The organism is Bacteroidales bacterium (genome assembly GCA_016709865.1).
GTDB lineage: Bacteria > Bacteroidota > Bacteroidia > Bacteroidales > VadinHA17 > LD21.
This window is the reverse complement of the sequence record JADJLX010000001.1, coordinates 329,229-350,514: the sequence shown is the minus strand read 5'-3', so window position 1 is coordinate 350,514 and position 21,286 is coordinate 329,229. Positions and strand designations below refer to the sequence as shown.

At 39.6% G+C, this 21,286-nt stretch carries 15 protein-coding genes; 8 read left to right on the top strand and 7 right to left on the bottom strand.

All coding sequences use genetic code 11. The features are described 5' to 3' along the window. Positions 1–45: 45 nt before the first annotated feature. Genes IPJ16_01585 through IPJ16_01575 form a run of 3 tightly spaced genes read left to right on the top strand, consistent with a single transcriptional unit; the run spans position 46 to position 4,901 of the window. A complete protein-coding gene (locus tag IPJ16_01585) occupies positions 46–1,971 on the top strand; it encodes a peptidase (protein ID MBK7625887.1) in 1,926 nt (641 codons plus the stop codon). A 39-nt stretch (positions 1,972–2,010) separates the two neighbouring features. After that, entirely contained in the window at positions 2,011–3,543 is a 1,533-nt protein-coding gene (locus IPJ16_01580; GenBank protein MBK7625886.1) for a TldD/PmbA family protein, read from the top strand. A gap of 23 nt (positions 3,544–3,566) precedes the next feature. Beyond that, entirely contained in the window at positions 3,567–4,901 is a 1,335-nt protein-coding gene (locus IPJ16_01575) for a TldD/PmbA family protein (protein ID MBK7625885.1), read from the top strand. A gap of 5 nt (positions 4,902–4,906) precedes the next feature. On the opposite strand, the gene IPJ16_01570 is transcribed toward IPJ16_01575, so the two are convergent. Next, the gene (locus IPJ16_01570) at positions 4,907–5,848 is read right to left on the bottom strand and encodes a TIGR01777 family protein (GenBank protein ID MBK7625884.1); all 942 of its coding nucleotides are present in this window, start codon (positions 5,846–5,848) and stop codon (positions 4,907–4,909) included. A 186-nt stretch (positions 5,849–6,034) separates the two neighbouring features. On the opposite strand from IPJ16_01570, the gene IPJ16_01565 reads away from it, so the two are divergent. From IPJ16_01565 to mnmH, 5 genes are all read left to right on the top strand, one after another. Next, complete coding sequence (locus IPJ16_01565; GenBank protein MBK7625883.1) at positions 6,035–7,270, top strand: 6-phosphofructokinase; 1,236 nt, start codon at positions 6,035–6,037, stop codon at positions 7,268–7,270. A 152-nt stretch (positions 7,271–7,422) separates the two neighbouring features. Further along, positions 7,423–8,628 carry a 6-phosphofructokinase gene (locus tag IPJ16_01560; protein MBK7625882.1) on the top strand — a complete coding sequence of 402 codons (1,206 nt, stop codon included), beginning with the start codon at positions 7,423–7,425 and terminating at the stop codon, positions 8,626–8,628. Positions 8,629–8,700: 72 nt separating this feature from the next. Beyond that, positions 8,701–9,699, top strand: coding sequence for a ribosome small subunit-dependent GTPase A (gene rsgA / locus IPJ16_01555; GenBank protein MBK7625881.1), 999 nt, complete (start codon positions 8,701–8,703; stop codon positions 9,697–9,699). A gap of 62 nt (positions 9,700–9,761) precedes the next feature. Then, the gene (locus tag IPJ16_01550) at positions 9,762–12,599 is read left to right on the top strand and encodes a response regulator (GenBank protein MBK7625880.1); all 2,838 of its coding nucleotides are present in this window, start codon (positions 9,762–9,764) and stop codon (positions 12,597–12,599) included. Between the two features lie 5 nt (positions 12,600–12,604). After that, on the top strand, positions 12,605–13,633 hold the full coding sequence (gene mnmH / locus IPJ16_01545; protein MBK7625879.1) for a tRNA 2-selenouridine(34) synthase MnmH: 1,029 nt from the start codon (positions 12,605–12,607) through the stop codon (positions 13,631–13,633). Positions 13,634–13,643: 10 nt separating this feature from the next. Here the strand turns inward: mnmH and IPJ16_01540 are convergent, their stop codons facing one another. The 6 genes from IPJ16_01540 to IPJ16_01515 form a co-directional block, all read right to left on the bottom strand. After that, positions 13,644–14,900, bottom strand: coding sequence for a U32 family peptidase (locus tag IPJ16_01540; protein ID MBK7625878.1), 1,257 nt, complete (start codon positions 14,898–14,900; stop codon positions 13,644–13,646). After that, a complete protein-coding gene (locus IPJ16_01535; GenBank protein ID MBK7625877.1) occupies positions 14,897–16,054 on the bottom strand; it encodes an ATP-binding protein in 1,158 nt (385 codons plus the stop codon). The genes IPJ16_01540 and IPJ16_01535 overlap by 4 nt, the downstream gene beginning before the upstream one ends. Then, on the bottom strand, positions 16,051–18,666 hold the full coding sequence (locus IPJ16_01530) for a hypothetical protein (protein MBK7625876.1): 2,616 nt from the start codon (positions 18,664–18,666) through the stop codon (positions 16,051–16,053). Before IPJ16_01530 ends, IPJ16_01535 begins: the two co-directional genes overlap by 4 nt. A gap of 1 nt (position 18,667) precedes the next feature. Next, on the bottom strand, positions 18,668–19,375 hold the full coding sequence (gene pepE, locus IPJ16_01525) for a dipeptidase PepE (GenBank protein ID MBK7625875.1): 708 nt from the start codon (positions 19,373–19,375) through the stop codon (positions 18,668–18,670). After that, positions 19,372–20,148 (bottom strand): HesA/MoeB/ThiF family protein, encoded by a 777-nt coding sequence (locus IPJ16_01520; protein ID MBK7625874.1) that lies wholly within the window; start codon positions 20,146–20,148, stop codon positions 19,372–19,374. The genes pepE and IPJ16_01520 overlap by 4 nt, the downstream gene beginning before the upstream one ends. A gap of 135 nt (positions 20,149–20,283) precedes the next feature. Then, entirely contained in the window at positions 20,284–21,228 is a 945-nt protein-coding gene (locus IPJ16_01515) for an outer membrane beta-barrel protein (GenBank protein ID MBK7625873.1), read from the bottom strand. Positions 21,229–21,286 lie beyond the last annotated feature (58 nt).

Here is a 21,286-nt window from a genome sequence, read left to right as displayed (position 1 = left end):
GAATTTTTCCTGTTGCTTTTCATTACAATAAATACCTTATAAGAGATGAATAAATATCTGTTTATTTTGGGAATCGTATTGATTCCTTCCATGCTCTGTGCCCAGTCAGGAAATCAGCGCACCTCTTCAGAGAGGGGTGCAGCAAAAGTGAAAAACTATACCTTATCGGGAGCGAGACATGGAATAAATTTTTTTCCGAAAGTTGAGTTAAAATCTGTTCAGTATGTTGCCTCCGATAGTCTGAAATTCGATAAATATCATTCAGCAGATGTTATCTATGACTGGTTAAAAAGATGGGCTGCAAAATTTCCGGAACTGATTGATTTTTATGAAGTGGGAACAAGTTATGAGGGACGTCCGATTTATCAGATTACCCTTACAAACAAGAAAACAGGAAAAGACACTGACAAACCTGCCTCATTCTTTGAAGGCGGACGGCACAGCGGAGAGGTAACTGCCTCCGAATCAGTTCTGTTTCTGATTAAGTACCTTCTCGATAATTATGGTAAAGATCCCGAAATAACTCATTTGATAGATACCAAAACCTTTTATCTGAGACCGGTAAATAATCCTGACGGTCATAATCTGTACATGAATACTGCTCAGAGCAACCGGAGTACAGTAAGGCCACAGGATAATGATGGTGATGGCCTTCTCGATGAGGACGCCCCTGACGACATTGATGGAAATGGTGTTATACTGACGATGAGATGGAAGGATGAAAAGAAAGGAACAATGATTCCCGATCCGAAAGATTCAACAGGTCGCATAATGAAAAGGGTTGCTCCCGGTAAAGGTGTATATCTTACGTCCTCTGAAGGTATTGACAATGATGGAGATGGAAGAATTAATGAAGACGGAATAGGAGGGCTGGATCTGCACAGGAACTATCCTGAAAACTGGAGGCCGCTAACAGAAGAAACAGGGAGAGGTAATACACAGGGAGGTGCCGGCGAATATCCGTTGAGCGAAAACGAGACAAAGGCTGTGGTACTATTCCTGCTTTCTCATCCAAATGTTTATGTTGTTAATTCGATGGATACGAGTGTCCCTATGCATCTCCGTCCCCCATCAACATCTCCCTCGGAAGAAAGAATGTATCCTGAAGACCTGAAATGGTACAAAACTTTTGATGAGATTGGGAAAAAGATTACCGGTTATGAAAAAGCCGGGGATGTATATAATGATTATGGAAACGGAACACCATTGTTCGGTCACGGACCGGATTTCGGGTATTGGTATTATGGTGCAATCTGGTATGGAGATGAAATATGGAATGGTGCCAGAAACAAGGATTATAACGGCGACAAGACTATCGATCAGCTTGATATGATAAAATGGGACGATGAGGAGAATGACAGCCTTGGTTTTTTTGAATGGAAGCCTGCAAAACATCCGGTTTATGGTGATGTTGAGATCGGCGGATTTGATCCCAAGTTCTTCTCCCAGAATCCTCCTGCAAAACATCTGGAACCATGGATAAAAAATGAGGCATTGTTTAATCTCGAAATGGTAAAACATTTGCCAGAACTAGGCTGGGAGGCATTCGAGGTTAAGAAACTAAAATCCTTTAAAGGGGATTCTGCTGATTATCAGTTGAAAATCAGCTTCAGAAATAGCGGCAAGCTTCCGACCGCACTTAAACAAGCCCATCTCGTCAAAATTGTAAAAGAGGATAAACTTGTTCTTGATTTCGACACAACCGGAGCCTCTTCAGGAAAGATAAGCTATAAGATAATTGAAGATAAAAAACCTGCAGTAACCCGTGAAGGCAGAGGTGGTTATAATGATGATGAACGGCTATCTGTACAAACATCATTCTCAAGAAATATACCTTTTACTGATGGCGGATCAGTTACAACATCTGTTTTCACAATCAGGCTTTACAACAGATCAGAATTAAGCGGAAAAGCAAGTCTGTTATCAACAAGAGGTGGTATATTAAAGGATAAAGTGTTTGTTATTAAATAAAGGAATATTATTACATTTAGGACTCAAAAAACTGTAGCTATGAAAATGGAACAACAGACCGTAAGAGATATTCCACGCAGGAAATTCCTCGAGCTGAGCCTGAAAGGCGGATTGCTGATTGCTGCAACCCCCGCCCTTATGTCACAGCTGATATCATGTCAGAGTGGAGCAAAAGTAGCATCCGGACTGGATATGGACAGAGAAATGCTATCCCGGATCATTGCAAAAGCACTTGAAAAAGGAGGCGATTTTGCTGATGTCTATCTCGAGAATCGTGTATCGAGGCAAATCGTAATGGAGGAATCAAAATTCAAAAGCGGTTTGTATGGGATTAGTCAGGGTGCAGGAGTAAGAGTGATTTCGGGTAACAAAACCGGGTATGCATATACTGATGAAATCACTGAAGAGAAACTCTTAAGAGCAGCAGAAGTTGCATCGTACGTGGCCCGTAACGGAAACATTATCAAACCTGTAAATGTAACAGAAACCAAATTTCCTTCTTTCGTCACAGTAAATCAGCCTCTTGCTGAAATTGCAGATGAGAAGAGAATAGAGATCATCAGGAGGGCCGACCAGGCTGCAAAAGATTATGATCCAAGGATTAAAATGGCAATGGTCGACTACTATGATGAAACACGCGGAAGAGTAATCGCCACAAGTGAAGGAGTTTATCTGAGGGATGAGTTGCCGCTTCTTTTCTTCATTGTTCAGTCGATGAGTGATGATGGAAAGGCAAGGCATATGGCCCGCGAACGCTTAAGCAACCACTCGGGATTTGAGATGTTTGATAATGAGGCTGCAGAGAAAATAGCGAGAAATGCTTCCCGTGAAGCTATAGCAATGCTTGCTGCCGAAGATGCTCCTGCCGGCATGATGGATGTTGTAATGCAAAACGGATGGGGCGGTGTTCTGGTGCATGAAGCAGTGGGTCACCCGCTTGAAGCCGATAATATTGCAAAAGGAATAGGTGCTTTCACAGGTAAAGTAGGACAAAAAGTAGCAAGCGACTGTTTTACTATGGTTGACGACGGCACCCTGCCGAACTTCAGAGGAACTATAAATTACGACGACGAAGGAACTGTTGCACAACGCAATGTTCTTATTGAAAACGGTGTTCTTAAAGGCTACATGACAGATGTTCTGAGTGCAAAACAACTATCGATGGCAAGGACAGGTAACGGAAGGCGGGAATCTTTCAGATACATTCCTATCCCGAGAATGACAAATACTTTTATTGATTCGGGCAAGGATAATCCTGCAGATATTCTCGCATCAACCAAAAAAGGAATTTATGTTCAGAGTCTCAGCGGAGGAAGTGTTAATCCGATAACAGGTGTTTTTAATTTCACATGCCGCGAGGCCTACATGATAGAGAATGGGAAAAAGACCAATCCGATCAAGGGAGCAACCCTTATTGGCTCATGCATGGATGTTATCTCCAATATTGATGCTGTCGGAAACGACCTCGATTTTGGACCGGGTATTTGCGGAAAAGGTCAGGCCGCAGAGGTATCGGCCGGACAGCCAACTGTCAGGATAAGAGGTATAAATGTCGGTGGAAGTAAAGCATAGGTTTAAATTCAACAGGTAAGATTATGAACTATATAGAATTAGCAGAAAAACTGGTTAAAAAAAGTATCAGTCTGGGTGCCGGGTCGGCAGAAGTTTTTCTTGAATCAACAAGAAATCTTTCAGTTAATATTCTTAAATCTGAAATCGAAACAATTGAGGAGGCTGCCTCACAGGGGGCAGGATTCCGTGTGTTTGTTGATGGAAAAATGGGATTCAGTCACTGTAATGACTTCAGCGACAGTTCCCTTGAAAGCACTATCTCGAGGGCTATTGCTTTTGCAAAACTATCATCTCCTGATGAAAATAATGTTCTTACATCCGATAAAGGCCTCACTAGCGTTAATGATTTGTTCGATCAGAGCATTGCAGGAATTCCAATGGAAAAGAAGATCGACATGGCTCTGGAACTTGAAAAGCTTGCAATGAAGGACCCCAGGATAACAAAAAGTTCAGGTGCCGGTTATGGAGAAGGTGAATCTGAGATATTTATTGCAAACTCAAATGGTCTGCTTAAGAGCTATAAGTCTTCTGGTTGTTCTCTGGGAGTAAATGTTGTTGCTGAAAAGGGAGAACAAAAAAACACTGGAGGCGAATATTGTTCCAGAGTATTCTTTTCAGATTTGGTAACACTTGAGGAGATTGCATCTTTGGCATCGCAGAAAGCATGGGAAATGCTCGATCCGGTTATGATCAAGACTCAGAGAGCTTCTGTAATTTTTGATCCCGATGTTGCCCGCTCACTTCTTGGAGGTATACTAACCGCGGTAAACGGGGAAAGAGTCCTGCAGGGAGCAAGTTTTCTGAAAGATCAGCTGAATAAGCAATTTGCATCTGCACTGCTGACCATTATTGATGACGGAACCAGAAACAGGAGTCTCGGAAGTGCTCCATTCGATGGCGAAGGAGTGCCAACAATGAAAAATGTACTTGTTCAGAACGGAACACTGAAAGGCTTTATTTACAACACAAAAGCTGCAAAAAGAGCGGGAGTTCAGAGTACCGGTAATGCATCACGCGGAGGCTTCAGCAGTCTGCCGGGTATAGGTACTCATAATGTTTACCTCGAACCGGGTAAAAACACCCCACAGGAGATAATCAAAGGAACTAAAAGAGGTCTTCTTCTGAAGGAGGTTACTGGCTATGGCATTGATGCAGTAAGCGGAAATTTCAGCGGGGGAGCCAGCGGCTTCTGGATTGAGAACGGAGAAATAGCTTATCCTGTGAAGGGTGTTACTGTTGCAGGAAGAGCCTTTGATATTCTTGCAGCTATCGATATGATGGGAAATGATATTGACATGAACAGAAGTTTTGCCTCGCCAACATTCAGGGTAGCTGAAATGCAGATAGGGGGAAAATAGTTCTGTTAATTATTTAACACATCTTTTAATGCTTCAGGCAGGTTACTTAATTTGAAGGAGTAGCCTGCATTTTGTATTTTTTCTGAAGATACCCTGCTCCCCTTCAATACCACATCCGACATCTCCCCCAAAGCCGCTCTCAGAATAAAGCCCGGAACAGGAACCGGAAAGACAGGCTTCCCAATTCCCTTTGCAAGTGTTTTAATAAATTCTCTGTGGGTTACATGCTGAGGCGATACAGCGTTATAAGCACCATTCATTTTCTGATCTTTAATTGCCTTTACATAAATATTGCAGAGGTCTTCAATGTGGATCCATGGCATATATTGTCTGCCATTACCGGTCTGAACCAGGAAACCGTATTTTGCCGGCATCATCATTTTTGATAATGCACTGTCGGTTTTTTCCAGAACAACAGCTGTTCTGATTTTTACAGTCCTGATACCCGCATTCGCAAAGAGATCAGCCCCCTCTTCCCATAATCTGCAGGTGCTACCCAGAAAATCAGTTGCAGCAGGATCTTCTTCACTGAAGATCCTCTCGCTTGTTAATGACCCGTAATAGCCAACTGCTGAGGCAGATATAAAAGCTTTTAATTGTATATTACTGCCTGTAACTACATCATAAAGTAATTTTGATGATTCAACGCGGCTTTTAATAATTTCCTGTTTTCTGCCTTCTGACCATCGTTTTTCCCCGATATTTGCTCCTGCCAGATGAACAATATAATCAATACCTGTAAATATTGCCGGGTCTAGTATTCCCTTTTCGGTGTCCCATCTGAAAACCCTGACTTTCCCGAATTGATTGGCTTTCCGGGAAAGATGAGCAACCTGATAACCTTCATTAAGAAGCGCAGAGGTAAGGTATCTGCCAATAAGTCCGCTTCCTCCGGTTATCAGAACAGTTGAACTGCTGGGATTATTATTGATTGGGCTTTCAGACATTGAAATGAATATTACTGGATATTTTCAAAATTAGGTAAAAGAGCCGGAAATTTGGACTTTCTATTGAATGAATATCAAAAAGATATTGTCATATTTGTGTCCGAAAAAAAATATGTACCGTAATCTACGGATAAAAACTTTAAAAATTAATTATCAATTGTAGAATCAGTAATGAAAAAAGAACCTATGAAAGATGCAGTTGCTATACTATGCGCCGGTGGCCCTGCTCCCGGAATCAATACAGTGATCAGTGCTGTTACCAAGATATTTTTGCAAAACGGCTATACTGTTCTTGGTATTAACGGTGGATACAAATCTCTTTTTGCAAGCGAGCCTTCTTACGATTATCTCGACTTTGAGTTCGCCGATCTTATTTACAGTCGCGGCGGTTCAGCTCTTAAGATGAGCAGACACAAACCCAAGGATGATGAATTCAAGGTTGACTTTTTCAAAAAGAATAATGTGAAACTTCTGGTTACTATCGGAGGTGATGATACAGCTTCTTCGGCTAACAGGCTCACTAAATTCCTTTCTGAGAAAAAAATGGATGTGAAGAATATTCACGTTCCAAAGACAATCGATAATGACCTGCCTCTTCCCGAAGGAACCCCTACATTTGGCTACCACTCTGCTAAAGAGGAAGGTGTAAGGCTTGCCACAACTATTTATGAAGATGCCCGCACCAGCGGAAACTGGTTCGTGGTTTCTGCAATGGGTCGCGAAGCCGGTCACCTGGCATTTGGTATCGGAACCGCCTGTCACTATCCGATGATCATTATTCCGGAGATGTTTAATAAAACCAAAATCACCTTTGATAAGATCACAAAACTGGTTATCAGTTCAATGGTTAAGAGAAGGCTTTTGGGCATTGATTATGGGGTTGCAATTATATCTGAAGGTGTCTTCCATTTCATGAGTGAAAAGGAGATTATAGATACAGGTATCAATTTCACATACGATGATCACGGACACCCTGAACTTGGTAACGTAAGCAAATCTCATATTTTCAATATGCTTACTCAGCAGGCCTTAAAGGAACTCAGGATCAACGTTAAATCCCGCCCGAACGAGATGGGTTATGAATTGAGATGCTGCCGTCCGGTTGCCTATGATCTTAACTATGCAACAAGGCTTGGACTTGGCGTTTACAAACTATTCAAGGAAGGCAGAACCGGTTGTATGGTTACTGTTGACAGAGGTGGCCGCATTTTACCATTATACCTAAAAGATGTTGAAGATGAAAATGGAAAGGTTAAGCCACGCCTGGTAAATGTTGAAACAGAAAATGTACAGCTCATATTCAGAAACAACCTGCATTTTATAACAAAGGCGGATTACAGAGGAGCAAAGAAATTTGTCCCGAATCCTGAAGAATATGATTTCTATAAGATCCTTGAATGGGATGAAAATCCGGTAGACTGATTTTTAATTTCATGATAATGCATTGAAGGGATGAATTTGTTCATCCCTTTTTTCTTGCTTAAATATTCAGGAAAAAAGAATTCATTGTTTAATTCATGTAATTGCTTTAATTTTATAGCTCATGTAGTTCTTTCATTTTAAAATCAAATATTATGGCAACTCAGAAATCAACAAAAGGGGTTATTGCTATTCTTACAGGCGGAGGAGATGTCCCCGGACTTAATCCTGCTATACGTGCGGTTACAATCCGTGCTAACCGCGAAGGTTACAAGGTTATCGGTCTCCGCAGAGGATGGGCCGGTATTTCTGAACTAATCAGGGACCATAAAGCTGACAACAGCAATAATTATCAGATCCTTACTGATGATATAGTTAATAAAGCTGGTCGTACGGGCGGTACATTCCTTCATACATCAAGAACAAGGCCCAGTCACATGTCTAAATCAAGTGTCCCTGATCATCTTCAGAGTACTTATAATGCTGAGATTAATGATATTACTCCGGAGATTATCAAAAACCTTGAGTGGCTTGGTGTCGATTATCTTATTCCTATTGGCGGAGATGATACTCTGAGCTATGGTGTTCATCTCTATAAATCGGGCGTTAATGTAGTTGCTATTCCCAAAACAATGGATAACGATGTTCCGGGAACAGATTATTGCATTGGTTTCAGCACATGCGTCACGCGTACTATTCAAATGACAAACTCTCTCAGAACATCCGCTGGTTCTCATGAAAGACTACTGGTACTTGAGGTATTTGGCAGGTATGCAGGGTTTACGGCAATGCTTCCTACTATGGCTGGTGCAGCAAACAGATGTGTGATTCCGGAATATGAGTTTGATATTGATCTGCTTGCAAAGCTACTGGTTGAAGACAGAAACAATAATCCGAGCAAATATTCGGTGGTTCTGGTTTCTGAAGGAGCAATGTTTAAGGGAGGCCAGATGATATTTGCCGATAGTGAGAAAGATGCTTACGGGCATGCTAAACTAGGCGGAATTGGCGATATGGTTTCAGCAAAACTTAAAGAACTTTCTGGAAAATACAACAAAGGGAAAACCATAAACGTAATCAACCAGAAACTTGGGTATATGGTCCGTGGCGGAGATCCGGATGCACTTGATTCAATAGTACCGATGGCTTACGGGAACCTTGCCCTTGACCTTATTCTTAAAAGAGTTCATGGCAGAATTGTGGTCCTGAAGAATGGAAGATATGATAACCTTCCTATTGATGTTGTCACCTCATCAAAGAAGATTGTTAAGGTCTCGGATTACTATAATACTGAAAGACTAAGGCCTTACTATCATAGCTTCGAGATGAAACCATTCCTTCTGATGGCATCTGATAGTTAAATAGACTCCGCCCCTAAATCCCCTAAAGGGGACTTTTATTACCGGATGTTTTGAATTTCACTAAATGGGCAGATGTGTAAAGCCCCCTTTAGGGGGTTTGGGGGCATTGGGATCTTTACTACATTTGTCCCAAATATTTTTGTGTTGGAAAAGGGAATTGTCTTAAAATCTACCGGAAGCAATTATAAGGTTCTCGACGGAACAGGAGTTACTATTGATTGTTCAGTAAAAGGCAAGCTGAGGATGAGGGAATTGCATACAACCAATCCAATAGCTGTCGGAGATAATGTATTATTCGAGATTGATAAAAAGAACAATACCGGAATTATTACCGAAGTACTTGACCGCAGAAATTACATTCTGCGAAAAGCAACAAATCTCTCGAGACATTCTCAGATTATCGCAGCAAATATCGATCAGGTATTTCTAATGGTTACTATAATCCTGCCTGAGACACCAGTGGAGTTTATTGACAGATTTCTCATTACTGCTGAGGCATACAGAGTACCTGCTAAAATAATTTTCAATAAAACAGATCTCTATGGTGAGACCGAGGTTGAGAAGATGAATTATCTGGAATCGATGTATGAAAAAATAGGATATGAAAGCATTCGTCTCTCTCTTTTTGATAAAACAAACCTAGATGCCCTGACAAATCAGATGAAGGACAAAATAAGTCTGATATCAGGATATTCAGGAGTTGGAAAAACAACGCTTCTGAATACTCTTAATCAGGGTATTAACCTTAAAACAGCAGAAATCTCTGAATATCATAAACAGGGCAAACATATAACCACATTCCCTGAAATGCATATGATGCCGTTTGGAGGTTTTGTTATTGATACGCCGGGTATCAGGGGATTTGGTGTTGTTGATATGGAAAAAAATGAAATTTATCACTTTTTCAGAGAGATCTTTCTGGTTTCCAAAAACTGCAGGTTCAATAATTGTCTTCATCTTGATGAGCCGGGTTGTGCAGTCAGAACCGCAGTGGAAAAGGGTGATATTGATTTTCTCAGATACAGAAGTTACCTCAATATTATGGACGGAGATGACCGCAAATACCGGTAACTTGAAAAATATTATTTTAAAGCTTATCTTTATATTTGCCACAAGACAAACATATTAATCAGATGAAAAGAGTTTTAATCATTGTGTATTCAGCGTTTCTGATAATAATGCTTGCCAACTATTTTTACTATAAAAATCTCTACAATAAGCAAATAAGCTATATTAATGAATTACTCTCCCGGCAGGTTCAGATTGTCGGCCAATCTGTTGACGCTACCAACAATGGGTTTATAAGCGAATTGAATCAGATTTTTTTCAATGAGGACCCTACTCAGTTCTTCACTAATGCGAATAGTCAGAACAGAACAATAGAAAGAATGCAGTTGTTTTTTTCCAAAAATGAAGAGCTGGTAACTGGTATCAGGTTTTATGACAACAAGAAAAATGAGTTTACATTAAGACAGGACAATGATACAAAGGAGTGGCTTGAACAGCCTTATGTCAAACAGGTACAGGCTGAGATCTATAATATGGAGAAACTGGTTGAGGAGAACAGGAGATTCAATTATTACCTCCCGGTGATAGATAGCAAAACCAATGAAACAATCGGCAATATGGTTGTGACTGTTGATTACCAGAAGTACTTCAGAGAAATATTCACAGCATTTAATCTTCAGGATTACCAATGGCAATGGGTTATAACTGACTCAGGGAGAGTTGTTTATGATAACTTTCCTCTAGGCCAGGGTGAAACAATTGCATATACAAAGCTGGAAGAAATTGGTGAAAGCATATCCGGAGGTTCTAATAATAATATTACTCATAATGCCAGAATAAACGGGAAGTCCCAGGAAATCATTTCTTCATATTACTCAACTTATCTTCTACAGAGAGATCTGGGCCTGGTATTTTCTGCACCTACTGTCTTCTTTCAAAAATATATCATTAGGAATTCACTTTTTATAGTGCTGGGAACCCTCTTCCTTATTCAGATAATAATTTTGATATTCTGGAACTACCTCAAATCGGAAAAATCAGAAAAAGAAAGATTAAAGGCTTCTGAGAGAATGCTTTTTAAGCTCATCGAGGAGATGCCTGTCGGAGTCCTTATTCACAATAAGAACAGGGAAATTATCAAGGCTAATAAAGTTGCTGCAAATCTCTATTCCTATCCTTCTGAAATTGAGATGAAGGGTAAGATATTTCCTGAATCAAATCTGCCTGATAACAGTGATTATTTCTCCAAAAATCTGGGTGGTACTTTTAATCCTGAACAGTTTGTTATAATAAAAAAGGAGATTGGGGAGATTGTACTGTACAGAAACAGCATCCCGGTTAATTTTCTGGGAGAAGATGCTACAATGGAAATCCTGATAGACGTTACAATGCTTGAATCAGCAAGGAAACAGGAGGCAAAAGCAAATGTAGCTAAATCAGAGTTTTTGGCCAGAATGAGTTACGAGATCAGAACTCCGCTCAATGGAATTGTTGGTATGACCGATGTTCTAAATAAATATGAACTTACTGAGGATGTAAAAGACATTGTCAGCCTTCTCAGGAGATCAACAGAGGTTCTTCTGAATATAATAAATGATATTCTCGATTTTTCAAAAATTGAATCAGGGAAGATGCTCCTTGATGAGGTGCCTTATAATTTAAGAGAAGAGATCGCTTACTGTGTTGATCTGGCCCGTACCTATATATCACAGTCAAATCTTGAACTTGTTAGTATTGTTGATGATAATGCTCCTGAAAATGTTATTGGAGATCCTTTCCGTCTGCGCCAGATCCTTACCAACCTTCTGAATAATTCGATCAAAAATACAGAGAATGGTGAGATAAGGTTAAAATGTTATGTTAAAAGCAATAATAGCGGGATTATAACCCTGGGATTTGAACTGCTCGATACAGGAAAAAAATTCGACAAATCAACTCTTAAAAAGATCTTTGGCGATTTTGTCGATATAGAATCAAAGACAGTAAGATTAAATGACGAATCAGGTTTCGGGACAATCCTGGCCAAGCAGCTGGTTTTGCTTATGGGAGGAGAACTTACAGCAGCATCTCCTTCAGGACTTGCCGGAGATGCCGGAACCAAAGTATTCTTCACTTTAGCAGTTTACTCAAATGAGAGGTCTGCCAAAGACCTCCCTCTTGAAAGCTTTAAGAGTTTTAATCAGATTAAGACCCTTGTAATAACTGGCAGCCAAAACAGGGACGAGGAGATATTAAGTGCTCTTCACAGGTTAGGGTTAACAATTACTATCACTACTTTCATGAAGTCAACTGTTAACCAGATAAAAGCAAATCAGAATTTTCCTTCAGACAGGTATAGTCTTATTATTATTTTCGATGACGATACCTTTAATGGATTTGAAGCTGCAAAAGGAATCTGGGAGAATAACCTCTCCGGGAAGTTTATAATACTGATGATAAGCTCAAACGACAAAAAAGGAAATTTCATGAACTCAGTCACGATGGGAATCGACCATTATCTGATTAAACCATTTGATATAAGCGACCTGCTTAAGACTATTAACAGCAGCTTCCCATTCCTTGAAGATCCCAATTCATCTGTAGATATTGGTTCTGTACGAAACGACATAAACATTTTAATAGTTGAGGATAATATAATGAATCAGAAAGTCATAGGTACAATGCTCGGTAACCTTGGCTATAAATATGATATTGCCGAAAACGGATATACAGGCTATCTGCAGGCAAAAATCAAGAAATATGATCTGATATTCATGGACCTTATTATGCCTGAGATGGATGGATTTGAGTCTGCACAGAAAATCCTTGTCTACGACAAGTCGGTTATAATAGTTGCCTTTACAGCAGATAATATGCCTGAATCAAAAAGGAAAGCAGAATTGTCTGGAATAAAGGATTTCATCTCAAAACCAGTCAGGATGGATGAACTCAAAAAGCTTTTCGCCAAATATTTCAAAAAGTAATTACTTTGAAGAAAATTGATGTATCAGCTTTTCTCGAACTTGCTGAAAGTATACCTGTTATTGATGTCAGGTCTCCTGCGGAGTTTTCATCAGGACATATACCGGGTGCTGTTAACATTCCGCTTTTTGATGATAACGAAAGAGCAATTGTAGGAACCAAATATAAGAAAGAGGGTCGCATTCCTGCTATTATTGAAGGATTAAAGCTCACTGGTCCCTCGATGTCCAAGAAACTGGAACATAGCCTGAAACTATCAAAAGAAGGAAAGCTGCTTGTGCATTGCTGGAGAGGTGGGATGAGGTCTGAAGCTATGGCGTGGCTCTTTTCACAGGGAGATATTTATTCACAGGTTCTTGAAGGCGGATATAAGGCTTACCGTAACTATATTCTTGATTCCTTTTCCGGGAAGCGAAAGATGATTGTTCTTGGGGGAATGACCGGAAGCAGTAAAACTCACATACTGAGATACCTTGGCAGCCAGGGTGAACAGGTTATTGATCTTGAGGGACTTGCCAACCATAAAGGTTCTGCATTCGGATCCCTTGGACAACCACCACAGCCAACAACAGAACAGTTCGCAAACAATCTTTTTGCGGAATGGAAGAAGCTTGATACAGAAAAACCCTTCTGGGTTGAAGATGAGAGCAGGAATATCGGGACAGTATTTATTCCGGATGGTTTATATGGGAATATGCAGAATACCAGAACAATTATACTCCTTATGGATGTAAAGACGAGGCTGCCAAGACTCATGAAGGAGTATTCGGTTTATCCTCCTGAAATCCTGAAAGGCTCAATACATAAAATAAGCAAACGATTAGGCGGAGATAATACACGGGACGCACTAGCAGCAGTTGATGCCGGAGATATTTCGAAGGCAATAGAAATATCACTGTTTTACTATGATAAAGCATATAGATACGGCCTGACAAAGAAGAAGGCCGAAAACCTGATGTATGTTGAAACAGATACAGATGATATTGAGACAAACAGCAGGAAAATACTTGAAGCAGCCCGCAAAATATCCTGGTAATTTTATATTTCTACTGATTTCTTACTTCACTTGCATCAACCCATTTATAGACTTTGTCGGACCTTCTCAGATACTCTTCTGTTTTTATTGAGCACAATTCCCCTTTTAAAGCGATTTCAGTAACTTTCAGGTCTACCCTTATCTCGTCTGCTGTGTATTCAACAACGCCGGTTGTGGGGCCTGTAATAAGTATTGTGTCCCCTTTCTTCAGATCTCCGTTTTCCAGTTTAATCTCAGCAACATTTAGTTTTGTAAAGTAGTTGGTGATTTTTCCTATGTACAGTTTTCGTTTTGTGGCACTCGATCCGTAATTAGTATTCCATTCCCCCATCTTTTGTCCTAAGTAGTAACCATCCCAGAAGCCCCTGTTAAAGACTGTTGCAAGCCGTTCTTTCCACTCCTCAGTTTTCTCCGTGGTGAAAGTCCCTTCTGCAATAGCATTTACTGCCTCATCATAGCATTTTGATACTTCTTTTACATATTCGGCTGAGCGTGCCCTTCCCTCTATTTTAAGAACCCTTACACCAGCGTATATTAGCTTATCAAGAAATCCTATTGTGCAGAGATCTTTTGGCGACATTATATATTCATTGTCTATCTCAAGTTCATAGCCCGATTCTTTCCCGGTAGCAATATATGATTTCCGGCATGTCTGATAACATTCTCCCCTATTGGCAGACTTATTATTTTCGTGGAGACTCAGATAACATTTCCCTGATATTGCCATGCACAGCGCGCCGTGTACAAACATCTCAATCTTTATGAGATCTCCTTTTGGTCCTCTTATATCCTGCTCCCTGATACTGTCATAAATATGCCTGACCTGGTCTATATTAAGCTCGCGGGCAAGTACTGCAACATCGGCCCATTGGGAATAGAATTTCAGCGATTCAATATTTGTTATGTTTAGCTGAGTTGATAAATGGATCTCAATTCCTCTTGAGAAAGCATAGTTGATAACAGAAAGATCTGAAGCGATTATGGCTGTGATACCATTTTCCACTGCAGCATCTACGATCCTGTGCATCTGCTCAATCTCATGGTCATAGATTACAACATTTACTGTCAGATAACTCTTCAGTCCGTTTTTTCGGCAGATCGTAACAATTTCCCTGAGGTCTTCCAGGGTGAAGTTATTAGATGATGCAGCCCTCATGTTGAGTTGTTCCACTCCAAAGTAGACTGAATCGGCACCTCCCTGAATCGCAGCCATAAGGGAGTCATACGATCCCGCCGGTGCCATGATTTCTATATCTTTTCTTTTCATTTTTTCTTCCTGTTCATAACGATCCTTATGCAAGATCCTTTTCCCACTTCAGAATACCTGACAAATATTTTCCCGCTATGATACTCCTCAATAATCCTTTTTGCCAGGGAAAGTCCTAATCCCCAACCTCTTTGCTTAGTGGTAAATCCGGGGGAGAATATCTTGTTATATGCCGATTTCGGCATTCCTTTACCGGTATCCGAAATGTCAATCAATGCCGATTTATCAGTTTCAGTTATCCGTAATGTAATTTCTCCGTTTCCCTCCATGGCATCGATCGCATTTTTTGACACATTTTCAATAACCCATTCAAAAAGTGCAGAGTTCACAGGTATTCGAAGCTCTTTATTAATATCGAAATCAAGTATGAATTTCACCTTTGACGAACTTCTCGATTTAAGATAATCGATAGTGCGGACAATAATGAAAACAATATTCTCTTCTATTAGTGCAGGCCTGGAGCCTATTCTTGAAAACCTTTCAGTAACCTTTTCAAGCCGCTGCACATCAATGGCAAGCTCTTTAGTTATTGAGATATCGGGGTGTTTATGCTGAAGTATTTCTATCCATCCGGCAAGAGACGATGTGGGAGTACCAAGCTGATGGGCAGTCTCTTTCGACATCCCAACCCAGACCTGGTTCTGTTCTGCCTTACGCGATGAACTGAAAGCCAGATAGGATACCAGTATAAAAAGTATGATTATTGATAGCTGAACGTATGGGTAATAGATTAGCATTGTTAGAATAATGCTGTCTTTATAGTAGATCTGGTTGAAGTGACCTTCTTCGAGATAGTTTATTATAGGTTTATTCTTTTCTTTAATCTTATCAAGACTTTTCCTTAGATATGCAGGATCTGATATCCTTGATTCGTCGAAATTTCGTGATGAAATAATACTATCATTCTCATCAGTCAAAATGACCGGAACGGTATTATTATTTTCTATTATTGAGAAAAGAAATTCAACATTCTGACTGGTATCGGAAAGAGAGATAAGTCTTTGAGCCTCAGCCCACATTTCAATATTTTCCCTCTCCTCTACTTTGAGCTTCTTCACAAGGGCTTCTGTATAAAACAGCGATCCCATTCCGATGAAAATGGCAAAAAGAAGCAGGAAAAGCTTCCAGAGGTTCTTATTTCGGAAAAGAATCATTTCTTTTTAAGTAATCCTTTTATTGTACTCTCTTTTTTCACAACAGGAGGTTTTGCAGAATTTGTTGTGCTGTCTGTTTCATCCCACGATATTTTGAACCGTGGTTTCTTTTCGGCGGGTTTCTGTTTTACAGTGGTATCACTTTTGTACCAGCCATATTCCTGGTTAAGTATAGATTTAAGGGTCTGCCTTTCAGATTTGATGTTGTTTTTTACTTCATTGCCTGCAGCCTTAACATCATAACTTACTTTCACCTCTTCTCCTTTTCCGAGAACTTTAAGAAGAATAGAGGTTCGCCCGAGACCGTCATCCTGTACAACTCCGAATTCAGTTACATTGCTTTTATTCTTTTTTCTCTTTTTACTCAGAATCTCAGATAACAGCATTTTAATATGATATTCATATTCATTATCAAAACTGTGTTTCCCGTTAATAGAAAGATCTGCAGCAGATGATTTTATATCCATCTGGGGGACATACAAATAATTATTTCTTATGAAAAAATCATTCTCGAGCTTCTCGAAATTGATATTTTCAAGTTCAGAAAGTTCGATGAAATTTGATAACTCTTTAACCGGATCAAAGTTTATTAGAGCTCCATTGGAAAGAATATACTTACCCTCTGCTGTAATTGACTTTATCTCAGGCTTAAGCAGGGAATCCATGGGAAGAAGTATTGAAAGCGCTCCCGAGAGAGATCCTTTGAGGTTTTCAGCCTTAAGAAATGTCTGTCCGAAATTATTAAACGTTTTAAACGTCTGATTTACATCAATATCTGATAAATTAAAACTGCCTCTGGCGATAATAGACTTGCTAATATTCTGGACAATGAAGCCGGTTCCTGACACAGACCCGCTTAATGCATCCATTTTTAGGGACTTAAAGGTCAGAATTCTTGGTTTATAGTTAAGTGTTCCTTCTATTCCGGATGAAGTAAAAGTCTTATAAAAGAGAGAATCGATTTTAAAATCAATGTCGAGAAGGAGATCTCCGGGAAGATTATAACCAGTTTTTTCAGAGGATGATTCTTCTGACGATGATAAGCTATTCATGAATGCTTCCGGGTTAAGCCTGTTGAAGGATACAGCTGCCTCAGCAGCCATCCTGACAGGCTTTCCTGCTAACCATTCGGGCAGGTTTCTGAATTCACCATTAACTTTAATTTTCTGACCTTTGTAAGAAAAATTCAGTTTCTCTGCTGTTATATAATCAGCTACAGAAACCATCCCGGTTACATCATTTATAACCAGCTTGTTACCTTTTATGCCTAAAGTAAGTGAATTGAAACCTAATTTGGCATCAGGCTTCAGCAAAAGAAGATCTCCTATTGTTACAGAATCTTTCGGCCAGTAATTAGTCGTGAGTTTAAGATCAACATCCACCGAACCTCCAGCTGAAGAGATGGAGCTAATATTGAAAAACTCCTTTATTTCAGCGGGAAAGACTCTTCCCATTATATTAAGTTCAGTAATGGGCTGTAACAAACCGGAAACAAGAATAGATCCGGTATACTCTGAAGAACCAAGCCTTGCCTTAAAGTTTTTCAATGATACTGAACTGGTTTTCATATTATTTTCAGCTCCATTGGAATAGAATCCTGAAAAGGCAAGATTACTCAGGGTTATGTCTGATTTTCCAAAAGTTACATGTCCATTTGATAAGGTTGTGTTTATCTCAATATGCGGATTTTTTGTTCTCGTCAAGGGCCCATTTATCTTACATGCTACAGCCAGCTGCCCTGACGGATTATAATCTGACGCCAGTTGCAGATATTTTTCGGGAAGGTATTTCCTGATTTGTTCAAGGTCAATTTCTTCACCTTTAATATTAAGATCGAGTAAGTCGTCTGAAGAAACAAAACCATGGAGACTGAAAATTAAGCTTTCAACAGCCATGGTTCCCTTTTTAAACCTTATACCCTCTTTTGAACTCTGCAGGGAAAGATCCAGTGCGGCATTGACACTCCTTGAAATAAAGGTATTAAACAACTGAAAACTATTAATCTCCAGCTCTGCCTCAGCGGTCAGATCGATATTGTCTCCTGATATCCTGCTTTTTAGTTTCCCCTCTTTTGTTTTACCATTTATTATAAGCTTAGTAGCCAGATTATTATAATATATCTTTATCTCACTGAGATTTATTTTTTCAAGATTTATTGTGAACTCTTCACCCTCTGAACTATCCTTACTTGCTGATATGTTGTAATTTACAAAGCCTGCCTTATCAGTAAACAGATTCATCTTCCCATTCCTTGCTCCTACACTTTCAATGTTGTAGTTGCCATTTATTATGTCTGTAATTTTGAATTCTACAGATACGTTTTTTGCCGCAAGCAGAGTATCTGTATTAATCCCTTTGAAGCCTGATTTAATGAAATCAGATGAGGACCAGACTACGACGTCCTTTAGCTCCAGCGAGGCTTTCGGAAATTTTCGAAGGAATGATAATCTGATGTTCCCGAACTCAAGTTTTGTGGAAAGATTTTTATTAATGGAATTCAGTATTATGCCAGCAACTTTATCCTGAAGAAGGAGTGATGCGGAAAATAGTAAAACTGATACCGTTAAAATCAGTATTGCAATAATTTTAAATATTTTCAGAAGGATTTTCATCTTATTTCAGAAGGAAGGATAAGTCATTATCTGATGAAAGCTCTGCAGGAAGGTTCCCTTTTTTGAATAATCTCAATGTTCTTGAACCGATAAGAGTAAGTTTTGTATTTTCCCTGAGAAGCATACACCCTTCACGCAGCCCTGCAACATAAATGTCAGGATTTGCTTCAATGAATTCTTCAATTCTCTGTTCTCTTGTTTCCCCCGCATGTCCAACAGGATTTGCATCGAGATAATGCGGATTAATCTGAAAAGGAATCAGATTGAAGGCAGAAAAAGAATCAGGTTCAACCACAGGCATGTCATTTGTTGTACGGATTGTCGGACAAGCCATATTGGAACCTGCACTCCATCCGATATAGGGTATTCCGGAAATAACTTTTTGCCTCACTACATCAATTAACTTATTGTCCTGTACCATTTTAAGTAGCTTCCAGGTGTTGCCGCCACCCACTACGATAGCAGAAGCCTCTTTTACTGCTGCAACAGGATCAGAAAACCGGTGAATTGAAACAACTTCATGTCCAATTTCCTTAAACCGTTCTGAGACTTTCTCCTCATATGTGTCAAATGAAAATGTTACTGCTGCATATGGAATAAACAGAGCTTTAACAGGTTTGTTCCCCAAAAATGTTTTTATATTATTCTTTGGATAATCAAGATATGGTTCTCCGGGGTTTGTTGAATTGCTGATAAGTAGTAACCTCATAGTTTTGTATTTAGATCTTTAATTTCGTGGTTCAGGGGATTGTTTTTTACACTGATAATCTTAAAGGTATTATTTAAAATGCTGAATAAAAGCACCTTTCCGCTCAGGACTTCTCCGGTTTCAGTAATTATCTTTAATACCTCGTTAGCCATATATGTCCCGGCTATTCCGGGAAGTACTCCAAAAAGACCCACCTGAGCTGGCAACGGATTTCTTGATTCCTTTTTTGCAGGAGACGGATTGAAACATCTGTATGTGGCTCCCCCCTTATAGTTGAAAACAGAAACCATTCCTTCATATTTATAAATTGATCCATGCACCATGGGTTTATTCAGAATTACACAGGAATCATTTATTACATATCTTGCCTCAATGTTGTCAGTTGCATCTACTATCACATCAAATTCTCTGATAATGTTTAACGCATTTGATTTATCCAAACGAAGATTTATAATTCCGATTTCTGTTAGTGAGTTAAGGTGCTCAAGGCGGTTTTTTGCAATAATGGATTTAAGTTTCCCAACATCATCCGAGCCATAAAGTACCTGTCTCTGAAGGTTTGTTTCATCAACCTTGTCAAATTCTATAATAGTGATCTTACCTGCACCGGCAGATGTAAGGTACTGAAGAACAGGACAACCAAGTCCTCCGGCACCGACAACCAGAACTTTGGCTTTTTTAATTTTTTCCTGCCCTTCGACCCCAATCTCAGGCAGCATAATCTGCTTGCTGTATCTGCGGACCTCTCTGGGAGTTAATAGATTTTCTGCCATTCAACATTTCTGTCTGTAAGATGCAAATATACATTGTAATGGACAGGTATCAAAAAAACATGTAGGGACGATTCGTGAATCGTCCCTATCAAAAACATGGAATGAAATATATATTAATACGGAATAAAATATATTTTAATCGTTAAAAGTAAAAGCAACGCCGAGTTCAAAAGGATAAAGATCATATCCGCCAGGACCTTTTGCCGACTTGAATAAAGGTGTCATATAATAGGTTCCATAGAGCTGAAAATTACCATAACCAACCCTGGCTGTTGCTCCGTATCTCAGCATATTCAGACTGAAATCGCTGTTAGATTTTATTTTCTGGCCGTCTTCAGCAACCATTTTTGAATGAGACCCCAGCTTTAAAGCTCCAATTGGACCAGCTGCTAAATTAATACTGTTATTGTCGACCGGCAACTGAACCTCAAGCATGAAAGGAAGAGTAAGGTAAGCAGTAGTGAATTTCGATTTCTTAAGTGGTGTATAGACCCCAGTTCCCGTAATGACACCATTAGTGCCTTTGGTAATATTATTCTGTCCGTCAAACCGGTAATTGTTCCAGTTAAATCCCAGTCCTGTAACAAAACCGATACGTCTTGTAATTCCAAGGCTTAACTGTGAAAAGTTGATATTGAAATTATTTGATTTGCTGGAGTGAAGCGACATATAATCAATATCATCAGGCATTACATTACTCTTGTCGGAAGTAAGGTAATTATTGAATCCGAATTCCACGCCAGACCAGTGACCTTTGAAACGGTTCCTTCTCCTGTTGCGGGCATTCTCATCTTCATCACCGTTCCAATCCCAGTCATCATCTGTGAATTTCTCAAATTTGTATTTATTCCCTTCGAGAGATTCAAGTATTCTTAATCCCTTGCTTCCGACCCTTATATTAACTGAGGAATCATTCTCCTCGATGTTAACAAGATTCCTGCCGACACTCACACTGGTTTTTTCATCTGATGTTCCGGCATTGGATTGCTTCTTTTCATTCTGGTTTTCTGCAGCCACATTCTGGCTGAATCCCTGTAGTATTATTGCTGTGAGCAATATGATAATTCCTAACTTTTTCATGGCTTAAAATTAAAATTGTTATTGTTTTCAGTGATGGGACGGAGAAGTATCCAAAAAA

Coding starts and splice junctions, on each gene's coding strand:
- IPJ16_01550 (MBK7625880.1), top strand. CDS start 9,762: ATGAAAAGAGTTTTAATCATTGTGTATTCAGCGTTTCTGATAATAATG.
- IPJ16_01560 (MBK7625882.1), top strand. CDS start 7,423: ATGGCAACTCAGAAATCAACAAAAGGGGTTATTGCTATTCTTACAGGC.
- IPJ16_01540 (MBK7625878.1), bottom strand. CDS start 14,900: ATGAAAAGAAAAGATATAGAAATCATGGCACCGGCGGGATCGTATGAC.
- pepE (MBK7625875.1), bottom strand. CDS start 19,375: ATGAGGTTACTACTTATCAGCAATTCAACAAACCCCGGAGAACCATAT.
- IPJ16_01515 (MBK7625873.1), bottom strand. CDS start 21,228: ATGAAAAAGTTAGGAATTATCATATTGCTCACAGCAATAATACTACAG.
- rsgA (MBK7625881.1), top strand. CDS start 8,701: ATGTGTAAAGCCCCCTTTAGGGGGTTTGGGGGCATTGGGATCTTTACT.
- IPJ16_01565 (MBK7625883.1), top strand. CDS start 6,035: ATGAAAGATGCAGTTGCTATACTATGCGCCGGTGGCCCTGCTCCCGGA.
- IPJ16_01520 (MBK7625874.1), bottom strand. CDS start 20,148: ATGGCAGAAAATCTATTAACTCCCAGAGAGGTCCGCAGATACAGCAAG.
- IPJ16_01530 (MBK7625876.1), bottom strand. CDS start 18,666: ATGAAAATCCTTCTGAAAATATTTAAAATTATTGCAATACTGATTTTA.
- IPJ16_01535 (MBK7625877.1), bottom strand. CDS start 16,054: ATGATTCTTTTCCGAAATAAGAACCTCTGGAAGCTTTTCCTGCTTCTT.
- IPJ16_01580 (MBK7625886.1), top strand. CDS start 2,011: ATGAAAATGGAACAACAGACCGTAAGAGATATTCCACGCAGGAAATTC.
- IPJ16_01570 (MBK7625884.1), bottom strand. CDS start 5,848: ATGTCTGAAAGCCCAATCAATAATAATCCCAGCAGTTCAACTGTTCTG.
- IPJ16_01585 (MBK7625887.1), top strand. CDS start 46: ATGAATAAATATCTGTTTATTTTGGGAATCGTATTGATTCCTTCCATG.
- IPJ16_01575 (MBK7625885.1), top strand. CDS start 3,567: ATGAACTATATAGAATTAGCAGAAAAACTGGTTAAAAAAAGTATCAGT.